General features: G+C 42.4%; 8 protein-coding genes, 1 tRNA gene and 2 rRNA genes. 5 read left to right on the top strand and 6 right to left on the bottom strand.

Features of this window, described 5'->3' with window-relative positions; all coding sequences use genetic code 11:
• Window positions 1–30 precede the first annotated feature (30 nt).
• Genes Arg41_RS03845 through Arg41_RS03830 form a run of 4 tightly spaced genes read left to right on the top strand, consistent with a single transcriptional unit; the run spans window position 31 to window position 4,137 of the window.
• On the top strand, window positions 31–1,830 hold the full coding sequence (locus tag Arg41_RS03845; protein WP_092490490.1) for an Hsp70 family protein: 1,800 nt from the start codon (window positions 31–33) through the stop codon (window positions 1,828–1,830).
• Window positions 1,831–1,861: 31 nt separating this feature from the next.
• Complete coding sequence (gene fdx, locus Arg41_RS03840; protein ID WP_092343402.1) at window positions 1,862–2,203, top strand: ISC system 2Fe-2S type ferredoxin; 342 nt, start codon at window positions 1,862–1,864, stop codon at window positions 2,201–2,203.
• Window positions 2,204–2,209: 6 nt separating this feature from the next.
• Window positions 2,210–2,404, top strand: coding sequence for a Fe-S cluster assembly protein IscX (gene iscX, locus Arg41_RS03835; protein ID WP_092343401.1), 195 nt, complete (start codon window positions 2,210–2,212; stop codon window positions 2,402–2,404).
• Window positions 2,404–4,137: a M61 family metallopeptidase gene (locus tag Arg41_RS03830; RefSeq protein ID WP_092343400.1), complete on the top strand. Its 1,734-nt coding sequence runs from the start codon at window positions 2,404–2,406 to the stop codon at window positions 4,135–4,137. The genes iscX and Arg41_RS03830 overlap by 1 nt, the downstream gene beginning before the upstream one ends.
• Here Arg41_RS03830 and gap read toward each other — a convergent pair.
• The 3 genes from gap to Arg41_RS03815 are packed head-to-tail and all read right to left on the bottom strand — an operon-like array spanning window position 4,132 to window position 8,141.
• Window positions 4,132–5,148: a type I glyceraldehyde-3-phosphate dehydrogenase gene (gene gap / locus Arg41_RS03825; protein ID WP_092343399.1), complete on the bottom strand. Its 1,017-nt coding sequence runs from the start codon at window positions 5,146–5,148 to the stop codon at window positions 4,132–4,134. The genes Arg41_RS03830 and gap overlap by 6 nt on opposite strands.
• A gap of 12 nt (window positions 5,149–5,160) precedes the next feature.
• Window positions 5,161–7,161, bottom strand: coding sequence for a transketolase (tkt, locus tag Arg41_RS03820; RefSeq protein ID WP_092490489.1), 2,001 nt, complete (start codon window positions 7,159–7,161; stop codon window positions 5,161–5,163).
• A 5-nt stretch (window positions 7,162–7,166) separates the two neighbouring features.
• Window positions 7,167–8,141, bottom strand: coding sequence for a class 1 fructose-bisphosphatase (locus Arg41_RS03815; protein ID WP_092343397.1), 975 nt, complete (start codon window positions 8,139–8,141; stop codon window positions 7,167–7,169).
• 218 nt (window positions 8,142–8,359) lie between these two features.
• Between Arg41_RS03815 and Arg41_RS03810 the strand changes: the two genes are divergently transcribed.
• Entirely contained in the window at window positions 8,360–8,644 is a 285-nt protein-coding gene (locus Arg41_RS03810) for a hypothetical protein (protein ID WP_092490488.1), read from the top strand.
• Window positions 8,645–8,652: 8 nt separating this feature from the next.
• Here the strand turns inward: Arg41_RS03810 and Arg41_RS03805 are convergent.
• The 3 genes from Arg41_RS03805 to Arg41_RS03795 form a co-directional block, all read right to left on the bottom strand.
• Window positions 8,653–8,725: transfer RNA gene (locus tag Arg41_RS03805), tRNA-Arg, on the bottom strand.
• Between the two features lie 171 nt (window positions 8,726–8,896).
• Window positions 8,897–9,009: ribosomal RNA gene (rrf, locus tag Arg41_RS03800) — 5S ribosomal RNA — on the bottom strand.
• Between the two features lie 66 nt (window positions 9,010–9,075).
• Window positions 9,076–11,968, bottom strand: a 23S ribosomal RNA gene (locus tag Arg41_RS03795).
• Between the last annotated feature and the right edge of the window lie 4 nt (window positions 11,969–11,972).

Below are 11,972 nucleotides of genomic sequence, written 5' to 3'. Positions count from 1 at the left end.
CTCAATATGCTACCCCAAAGACCTTAGAAAATGACATCACTCATATCAATCAGCGAACCTGAAGACTCGTTAGCATACCCTGACGGGTATGCTGTCGTAGGAATAGACCTTGGAACCACTAATTCTTTAGTTGCTACCTATAGCACTTCAGGGGGAGTTTATGTAATCGCCAGCGATGCAAAAAACCTTCTTCTCCCTTCTGCCGTTTGTTATACAGATCAAGAAACATTTGTAGGCCATGAAGCATTAAAATTTATCTCTGACCCGGAAAAAAGAGTTTTTCTCTCAACCAAACGCTATACTGGACCGTTAAGTAGTGACCAAAAGCAAGAAATTAAATCTATTTACAATGAAGAGCAATTTGGAGCTTACGCTTCGTTCAATACCTCTGCGGGCAAGAAATCGGCCATTGACATAGCAGCTGACATTCTTCTAACACTAAAGAAAAAAGCCGAGTTTCATCTAAACAAACCTGTACGGGGAGCTGTAATAACGGTACCAGCTCACTTTAATAACACTCAAAGGCAAGCAACTCGTTTGGCAGCTCATCACGCTGGATTGCCAGTACTAAGGCTAATTAATGAACCAACTGCAGCAGCCATAGCATATGGTTTAGAAAAAAAGAAAAATGGCTACTTTATGATCTATGATCTAGGCGGAGGAACATTTGACGTATCACTCCTCCATCTTTCTGACAATATATTCGAGGTCATAGCCACAGGAGGAAACCCCACCTTGGGTGGCGACAATTTTGATCGCACCTTATTCGACATTCTGTGTCGTAATCATAAGCAAATAGATCAAAAAGAATGGATTCATTATCGTCTAGCGGTTCGATCCATAAAGGAAAAGTTATCCTCAGAAACACAATCAGAATATACCCTACTAACACCATCTGGAGATAATATAATTGGCAAAATAAGCAGACAACAGTTCGAGGAAGCTACTAACCATCTTCTTCAAAAAACAATTTCAATATCAAATACGGTGGTACGCCAAAGTGGAGTACCATACGATGATCTAGATGGGATCGTACTAGTTGGCGGCGCAACTATGATGCCGGCTGTTTACAAAGAGCTCAAGAACTTATTTGGGAAAAATCCTTTGAATGACGTTAATCCTAACTGCGTAGTTGCCATAGGAGCTGCTTCACAGGCTCATCAACTAGCATCTTCTGAAACTAAAAAATCTCTTCTTTTAGACATCACACCTCTTTCTCTCGGGATTGAAGTCATGGGTGGACTTATGGAGGTAATTGTACCCAAACATACTCCCTTACCAACAACTAAAGAAGAAATTTTTACTACCTTTAAGGATGGCCAGACGGGATTTACCTTAAAGGTTCTGCAAGGTGAACGTAATCGTGCAGAAGACTGTCACACGATAGGTTCATTTAATTTGAATGGGTTACCTCCTAAAATTGCTGGATCTATACGTATAAGGGTAATCTTTCAAATCGATGTTGATGGATTATTGTCAGTTACTGCTGAGTCAATAGATTCTGATCATGTAGAACATCTTGAAACTGTCTGGACTAATGAGCTGGAATCTGCAGGTGAAGATAAGATCTCATCTGAGATAATTGAAAAAGATATTATTATCAAACACAAGATTGAAAAAAAAATGGAAGCACAAATCTTGATTCAATCCGTTGATAGATTCCTGCAAAACATAAGCAAAACTGAAAAAAATAAAGATCTGGTTGATCGCATTACTGCACAAAGCAATTTATTAAAGAACTATCTGGATACAAATGACTTAGAAGAAATAGACATAAACACATTATCCAAAGAAGTTGAACAACTGAACATTATAGCCAAGGAAACATAAGCACAAACATGGATACGAACAAGGATAGACAATGCCGCGAGTAATTATATTACCTCATGAGGATCTTTGCCCGGAAGGCGAGTGTTTTGAAATTGATCCTGGCATATCGATATGTGACGCTTTGTTAAAAAATAACATAGAAATAGAACATGCTTGCGAAAAATGCTGCGCATGCACAACTTGCCATGTATGGGTTCGGGAGGGAATAAATAGCCTTAATCCACCGAGTGAAATTGAAGATGACCTATTGGATAGGGCTTGGGGAACTGATATGGATTCACGCTTATCATGTCAAGCAATGATAAGCGATAAGAACATTATTGTTGAAATTCCTAGGTATACTATCAACCATGCTAAGGAGAACAAGGACTAATATATTATGAATTGGACAGATATTGAAGACATAGCCATTTCTTTACACAAACATTACCCTGATATTGATCCACTAAGCCTAAGTTTTACCAGGCTTAGGAAAATGGTTTTAGAATTAGATGGCTTTGATCCTGAAGGTAGAGATTGCAACGAAAAAATTTTGGAGGTTATACAAATGGCATGGCTAGATGAGATCTCATAATGGTTGAATACACAGTTTCGTTTTCAGAAGCTAAGAAAAATTATATCTGCATTTCAGTAACATGCAATGCTGTCGAGAAAATTGCTGCTTTCAGTCTTCCTGTATGGGCTCCCGGTTCATACATGATAAGAGACTATTCTAGACATATTGTTAACAAACATGTAACAGTCAATGGTGAAGAGAAAACATTACGATTTGTAAATAAGAACAGTTGGTACGTTAGCTGCTGTCCAAAAGATAAAATAGTATTTTCATACACTATTTATGCTTGGGATTGGTCGGTTCGTACGTGCATATTAGAAGAACAATTTGCGCACATATCTGGACCAGCTGCTTTTGTCCGGGTATTGCGGCAAGAAAATTGTACTCATATCGTTAGATGGAAAAAACACAACGATAACTGGGAATGTGCAACAGCCATGACTGCTCACCAAGAAGAAAACACGTGGATTGCAGATAATTATGATGAACTTATTGATCACCCCATGTTAATGGGAAATCTAAGCAGATTCTCTTGGGAAGTAGATGAAAAAATCTATCACATGTCTATTACCCCCACTACACGGATAAACCCGGAACCATTAATTAGGGATCTATCCAAAATAATTACGACCCAAAAAGATATCTTTGGTTCGTTACCAAAGATAGTTAACCAGTATCAATTTCTAGTAATTGCCTCAGACAAGCTAATGGGGGGACTAGAACACCGTCGAAGTACATCTTTAATTTGCCCCCATAGAAGCTTACAAAACACTCTTGTTGATAGATCAGATAGTAGTAGCTACATTGACTTTTTATCATTGTGTAGCCACGAACACTTCCACACGTGGTGGATAAAATTTTTCAAACCCAAAGAATTTATGACATATGACTTAGATAGAGAGCAATACACCTCTCTATTGTGGTTATTTGAGGGACTGACATCATACTATGGAGATTTAGTATTAGTTAGATCAGGATTATTGCCTATTAAGCATTATCTTCAATCCATAGCAAATAAGATTCAATCAGTTGAATCTTATGAGGGATACAATCAACAGACAGCATCTGAATCAAGCTTTGATGCATGGACAAAGTATTATCGTCCAACAGAAAACAGGCTTAATTCCCAAGTTAGCTATTATGATAAGGGAGAGTTAATTGCACTGTATACCGACTGTTTTTTAATCTTGGAATCGAACGGTCGTTACAGTTTGGACAATGTACTAAGGGAGTTGTGGAATCACCATCACGCTGACAACTGTTGTAAAATATCAGAAAACAGTTGGTATAGCTTTATCCACAATATCACTGGAATTGACGTCTATTCCGTAGTTAGTAACCTTATTCACCACCATAACTATGCAGAATGGGAGACTATTTTCAATAGGATGGGAATCAAATACCAAGCAGATCAAACTGAAGAAACCATACCTTACTGGGGAACAACCTTTACTTCAGACCAAAATCTAATAGTAGACATGGTCATTGATAACAGCAGCGCAATAACAGCTGGCATTAGTAGTGGCGACAAAATCATTGCAATAGATGAACTGGAGTGTACGAAACAATCATTTTCCGAAATCACATCTCGTGTAAAGGTAGGGCAAAAATCAACGGTACATTTTGTCAGGCAGGGATTACTAAGGACTGGAACGATTACCTGGTTGCCATCTCCAGCTAAGTTTGGAAGTCGCAAGATAGAGATCAGCGACCAAGACAACAAGCATGTAAGCACGTGGCTTAAGCTATAGCGTAAGCCAATAGTGGGTAGTATCCAACATTCGGTTACAAAATCCCCATTCATTATCATACCAACCGAAAATTTTAGCGCAGTTTCCAGAAACTATCTTGGTCAGACCAGAATCGAATATACACGACGATGTGTCATGTACAAAATCTATTGACACCAAGGGCTCACTAATGTAGCTCAACACGGAAGACATAGAGCTATCTGCTGCTTGCTTAATGCAGTCAAATATCTTTCCTTCCGTCAAATATTCTTCTGACACGAAGGTTAAATCTACCAATGACACATTTGGGGTAGGAACCCGCACAGAACATCCATCTAGCTTTCCATCTAATTCAGGGATAACTAACCCTACTGAAACGGCAGCACCTGTTTTAGTAGGAATCATTGACATAACAGCGGCACGAGCACGACGAAAATCTTTGTGAGAGCCATCATTCAAAAGCTGGTCGTTAGTATAAGAATGTATGGTTGTCATTAATCCTGACTTAATACCAAATTGCTGATTAATTGGAAAAACCATTGCAGCAAGGCAATTAGTTGTACAAGATGCGCACGAAATAACAGTATGATCAGACCTGATAACATTGTGATTTACACCAAACACCACAGTAGCATCTACATCCTTCCCTGCAGGAGCGGAAATTAACACCTTCTTTGCCCCTGATTGAAGATGCTTAGAAGCTAATTCATAGGAAGTAAAATGACCAGTACATTCGAATACTACATCTATATCCCAGTCTCCCCAAGGCAATAACAGCGGATCACGATTAGAAAAAAATTGAATATCTCGTCCGTCCACATTAAGAACTGAATCTCTGGCCCAGTAAACTTCTTTGTTAAACTTTCCATGAACTGAATCATACCGTGTCAATATATCCGCTGCTAACGGCACTGATGGATCGTTAACAGCAACTATTTCAATATCTGGATACTTAAGGTATTCGAAATGTGATTTTAATACATTTCTACCTATACGACCGTATCCGTTAATAGCAACTCGTATTTTACTCATAACTCATCTCTTTCAAAATCTTTTCTCTATTGAATCAAGCAAATCACAAGCATCATCAGCAACTCTCAACGCAGTCAAACCAAAAACCTCATATAAAATCTGACACGGAGCAGAGGCACCAAAGTGATCGATACCTATCGCAAGCCCAGGGCCACTAAAATACCGGTACCAACCACGAGTCACTCCTGCCTCCAATGAAACACAAGGAATTCCTGGTGTCAAAACAAAATCACGATAACTCTTTGTTTGCCTGTCAAAAACCGTTGTCGATGGCATAGAAACAACTCGTGCCACAATCTGACGAGTTGCCAAAATAGATTGCGCTTCTAAAACTATAGGCACCTCCGTACCTGTAGCAATAAGTATAACATCTGGTTTTTTAGATCCTTCTGACAAAATGTACGCACCGCAACATAAATTAGGATATGAAGAATTCATCGCTACAGGTGGAGTATTCTGACGACTAAGTATAAGAGCAGTAGGACCATGATTGGAAAGAGCAAATGCCCATGCCGCAACTGTTTCTGAATAATCACAAGGTCTCCACACCATCATGTTTGGAATCAACCTTAATGACTCAATATGTTCTATCGGTTGGTGCGTGGGACCATCTTCCCCCAAACCTATCGAATCATGTGTAAATACATAAATACACCTAAGGTTCATCATAGCCGCCATACGAATAGCATTTCTTGCATAATCTGAGAAAGTTAAGAATGTTCCTCCGAATGGCAAGTATCCCCCATGTAATGAAATGCCACTCATAATGGCCACCATACCAAACTCTCGCACTCCGTAGTGAATATAGCGCCCAGGGGTTTGATACTGCACTGGTTTTGATTCAGACCAATTTGTCAAATTAGAAGGAGTTAAATCAGCTGAACCGCCTATCATTTCTGGCAAGCGATGAACCCATCCATTAATAAAAAGATTACTAGCCTTGCGAGTTGAGAGTTGTTTTTCATCTTTCTGAGCGGTGGCAAAAAAAGAATCAACCCAATCTGAAAACGAATCAGGAAGTGCTCCCTGCAAACGTCGAGACAATTCTTTCATTTTTTCAGGATATACGTCTTGGTACTTTGAAAAAATTTCCTTCCAGGATGAATTGTAATTAGACCCTTTTTCTGTTGCATCCCATTCTTTATATATATCTTCTGGGATAAAAAAGGGCTCATACGGCCAGGACAACTGTAAACGAACCTGCTCAACCTCATCTTTTCCAAGTGGTGATCCATGAACATTTGCTGACCCTGATTTATTAGGACTACCTGTACCTATTTTTGTACGACAACAAATCAAAACAGGCTTATGTTGCTCTTGAAGTGCTTTACAGATGGCCTTGTCTATATCTTCATAGTTATGTCCATCAACACCTGAAATCACTAACCATCCGTATGATTCGAAACGTTTTACAACATCCTCGATAAACCATCCATCAACAGAACCATCGATAGAAATACCATTATCATCCCAAAAAGCAACAAGCTTATTCAAACCGAAAATACCGGCCAAAGAAGCTGCTTCATGGGATACTCCCTCCATCAAGCAACCATCACCCAAAAAAACATATGTTCTATGATTAATAATGCTAAATTCAGGGGAATTAAACTCTTTAGCCAACAAAAACTCAGCCAAAGCCATACCAACGGCGTTGGCAAATCCTTGACCAAGAGGTCCGGTTGTTGTTTCAACACCTGGTGTATGATCAAACTCTGGGTGACCTGGTGTCAGGGAGTGAAACTGACGAAATGATTTCAAATCATCAATAGAGAGGTCGTAACCTGACAAATGGAGGAGTGCGTATAGTAGCATTGACCCATGACCATTAGACAACACAAAACGATCACGATCAGGCCATAGAGGATCTTTAGGATCATGACGAAGATAAGAGTGCCATAAAACACAAGCTATATCTGCCATTCCCATAGGCATACCAGGATGACCTGAATTAGATTTTTCAATTGCATCAACAGAAAGAATCCGAACCGCATTAGCCAATCGATCGAAATACATATTATTTACTCATTAAATATAGATTTAATATACAAAACTTCCTCCAAAGACCCTAAAATGGTACTCACGCGCTGATGAAGGGAGTGCGGCACAACATCAAGCAATGAAGAAACATAACCATCAGTTGTTAATCCACCGGCCTGCTCCACAATCCATGATATTGGATTAACCTCATATAGCAATCTCAAGCGGCCATGCTTAGTCTTTTCTCGCGAGTCTGAAGGATAAAGAAACACTCCACCACGCATAAGCAATCTATGAACATCTGCTACCATTGAAGCCACCCAACGCATATTAAAATTACGTTGACGAGGACCCACTTCACCTTCCAAACAGGAGGTAACATATTTTTGTACTGGTGGAGACCAAAAACGCAGGTTTGATAAATTGATTGAGAATTCACTAGTCATAGCTGGAATGGTAATAGATCTCTTATACAGACGATAAACACGATGAGACTTATCCAATGTAAATATATGAGTTCCCTTACCCCAAGTTAAAACAAGCTGAGTCATCGGTCCATAGATAAAATATCCGGACACAAGTTGCGATGATCCTGTTTTTAAAAAAACTTCATCCGAAAGCTTTTCATGACTATCATTAACAAATATAGAGAAAATGGTTCCGACTGAAATATTCATGTCTAAGTTAGATGATCCATCTAGTGGATCCACAGCTAAAAGGTATTTAGACTCTATGGTTGGAGATGATTGAAATATTGGATGTACACTTTCCTCAGAAGCAATACCCAGAAGGTAAGGACACTTAGGAATAATTTCAAAAAAGCGCTCATGGGCGTACATATCCATTGATTTTTTAACATCACCATGGACATTAAGCTCACCAACCTCATTGTTACAAGGATTAACCCCGGTTGAAAGTACTTGAGAAACATCTATACTCACATCAACAATATGACTAATCAAGCTCAATAGTTCGGTAGGAAAATCATCTAATTGCAAAAAAGAAAAAAGGTCCATAGGAAAGCACACGAAAAAATTGTTAATAAAGGAAGCAGCAAGTTACTAGGACATTCCCTCCATATAGGAAGAAATATGGCTATTGGAATGGTACCCATAAAAAACTAAATTGTGTTAACTGATGTCTAATATATCCCTAGTCTATGTAATCATGTCATTGAGTTTTTGACCTGATAGGGGATAGTATATAAGTAATCATCAGCGAACCCAGCGATTATATGAACATGATTCAGATTGTCCGATCCATAATCGGTAATTCTAGGCAACACTCAGCAGTTACAAGCAAAATTGGTCGTTTCTCTGTTGAAGTTGCTGCAAACAACACTAACTGTTGCGCTCACGCAGGATCTTCTTCGTCTCAAGCATCAAAAAAACGCATCCTTTCTCGTGAAATTAAGGTCTCAGAATCCTGTAAGAAAGCAAAGGTTTCAGCTTTATGCGGAGCAAGTCAAATAGTCTGTCAATTTGAGCAGATATTAACCAACAAGGTTAACAAGCCTTAATAAAAAAACGCCTCCGACACGAATCGAACGTGCGACCTACTTCTTAGGAGGAAGTCGCTCTATCCACTGAGCTACGGAGGCCCTAAAAAAAAGGGGCCACACGGCCCCCATAAAGTATATCAAAAGTCTCGCAGCAACCTACTTTCGCTACAGTTAAGTAACTATCATCGGCGCGTCGGCATTTCACGGTCCTGTTCGGGATGGGAAGGGTAAAAAAAAGGGGCCACACGGCCCCCATAAAGTATATCAAAAGTCTCGCAGCAACCTACTTTCGCTACAGTTAAGTAACTATCATCGGCGCGTCGGCATTTCACGGTCCTGTTCGGGATGGGAAGGGGTGGTTCCACCGAGCTATGGCCACGAGACTATAAAAATCAAAAAGAGATCAAAAAAGAGAAGTAGATTCACACAGAGCTAGACACTAATTCTATAGGATCAAGTCTCACGGGCAATTAGTACTGGTTAGCTCAACGCATTACTGCGCTTACACACCCAGCCTATCAACGTCTTAGTCTAAAACGACCCTTCAGAGGGTTTCTCTCCCTGGGATGTCTAATCTTGAGGCAGGCTTCCCGCTTAGATGCTTTCAGCGGTTATCCCTTCCGTACTTAGCTACCCGGCTATGCATCTGGCGATACAACCGGCGCACCAGCGGTACGTCCACTCCGGTCCTCTCGTACTAGGAGCAGCTCCTCTCAAACTTCCTTCGCCTACGGCAGATAGGGACCAAACTGTCTCACGACGTTTTAAACCCAGCTCACGTACCACTTTAAATGGCGAACAGCCATACCCTTGGGACCTGCTTCAGCCCCAGGATGTGATGAGCCGACATCGAGGTGCCAAACTCCGCCGTCGATATGAACTCTTGGGCGGAATTAGCCTGTTATCCCCAGAGTACCTTTTATCCGTTGAGCGATGGCCCTTCCATTCAGTACCACCGGATCACTAGGACCTGCTTTCGCATCTGCTCGACATGTACGTCTCGCAGTTAAGCACGCTTCCGCCCTTGCACTTTAGGCACGATTTCCGACCGTGCCAAGCGTACCTTCGCACTCCTCCGTTACCCTTTAGGAGGAGACCGCCCCAGTCAAACTGCCCACCATGCACTGTCCCCAGCCACGTCTCGTGACCTAGGTTAGAACCTCAAACACATCAGAGTGGTATTTCAACGTCGGCTCCAGAATCACTAGCGTGATCCCTTCTTCGCCTCCCACCTATCCTACACAGATCTGATCAAAGCCCAGTACAAAGCTACAGTAAAGGTTCATGGGGTCTTTCCGTCTAGCCGCAGGTAGATTGCATCTTCACAACCATTTCAATTTCGCTGAGTCTCAGAAGGAGACAGTGCGGCCATCGTTACGCCATTCGTGCAGGTCGGAACTTACCCGACAAGGAATTTCGCTACCTTAGGACCGTTATAGTTACGGCCGCCGTTTACCGGGGCTTCAATCAGAAGCTCTCACCTCCTCATTTAACCTTCCGGCACCGGGCAGGCGTCACACCCTATACTTCCACTTTCGTGTTTGCAGAGTGCTATGTTTTTATTAAACAGTCGCAGCCACCTGGTTTTTTCAACCTCTTACGGCTCCAGTTGTTCAACCTTCACCTTATTGAGGTACACCTTCTCCCGAAGTTACGGTGTCATTTTGCCTAGTTCCTTCTCCTGAGTTCTCTCAAGCGCCTTAGAATTCTCTTCCCACCCACCTGTGTCGGTTTGCGGTACGGTCGAAATTAACCTACGTTTAGTGGCTTTTCCTGGAAGCATAGCATCAACCACTTCACTACCTCTCAGTAGCTCGTATTCACATCTCAGCACCTCCGGCCGGTTTTCCCTGACCAGTTAGCCTTCTTGCTTAAACCGGGACTTCCAACACCCGGATGGCCTAGCTTTCTCCGTCCCCACTTCACAGTTAACTCCGGTACGGGAATATTAACCCGTTTCCCATCGACTACGCTTCTCAGCCTCGCCTTAGGGACCGACTCACCCTGCGTCGATTAACGTTGCGCAGGAAACCTTGGGTTTTCGGCGAGGAGGCTTCTCACCCCCTTTATCGCTACTCATGTCAGCATTCGCACTTCTGATACCTCCAGCATGCCTCTCGACACACCTTCTTCAGCCTACAGAACGCTCCCCTACCGCGTGTAAAATCTCTCTTACACACCCGCAGCTTCGGTGTACGGTTTGAGCCCCCTTACATCTTCCGCGCAGGACGACTCGACCAGTGAGCTATTACGCTTTCTTCAAAGGATGGCTGCTTCTAAGCCAACCTCCTGGCTGTCTTCGCCTTCCCACTTCGTTTCACACTTAACCTTACTTTGGGACCTTAGCTGGCGGTCTGGGTTGTTTCCCTCTTGTCCTAGAACGTTAGCACCCTAGGACTGTCTCCTGTAATCAAATTACCTGTATTCGGAGTTTGCTATGGCGAAGTAAGTCGCAATGACCCCCACAACCATTACAGTGCTCTACCCCAGGTAATCACTTTACAAGGCACTACCTCAATAGTTTTCGGGGAGAACCAGCTATCTCCGGATTTGTTTGGCCTTTCACCCCTATCCACAACTCATCCCCTACTTTTGCAACAGTAGTGGGTTCGGGCCTCCAGTTGGTTTTACCCAACCTTCACCCTGGTCATGCATAGATCATCCGGTTTCGGGTCTACATCTACAGACTATTCGCTCTATTAAAACTCGCTTTCGCTTCGCCTCCCCTATTCGGTTAAGCTTGCCAGTAAATGTAACTCGCTGACCCATTATACAAAAGGTACGCAGTCACCTTGCGGCTCCCACTGTTATGTATGCACGCCGTTTCAGATTCTATTTCACTCCCCTCCCGGGGTTCTTTTCACCTTTCCCTCACGGTACTTGTCCTCTATCGGTCGATCACTAGTATTTAGCCTTGGAGGATGGTCCCCCCTTCTTCAGACAGGGTTCCTCGTGCCCCGCCCTACTTTTCGTACGCTTAGTCCCACTCAATCGCTTCCGTATACGGGACTTTCACCCTGTTCCGTCTACCTTCCCAGATAGTTCTACTCTCGATCGCGCTAACTCGTACAGGCTCCTCCCCTTTCGCTCGCCACTACTAAGGGAATCTCGGTTGATTTCTTTTCCTCCGGGTACTTAGATGTTTCAGTTCCCCAGGTTCGCTCCTTATGCCTATTTTATTCAGCATACGGTGACGCACTCTTCGCACGCCGGGTTCCCCCATTCGGACATCCCTGACTTTAACGCTCGTTGACAGCTTGTCAGGGCTTTTCGCAGCCTTCCACGTCCTTCTTCGCCTGTGATCGCCAAGGCATCCACCTCGTGCACTTATTCCTCTTGATCCTAT

The organism is Candidatus Ichthyocystis hellenicum (assembly GCF_001460935.1).
Classification (GTDB): Bacteria; Pseudomonadota; Gammaproteobacteria; order Burkholderiales; family 2013Ark19i; genus Ichthyocystis; species Ichthyocystis hellenicum.
This window is presented reverse-complemented; position numbering and strand designations above follow the sequence as displayed.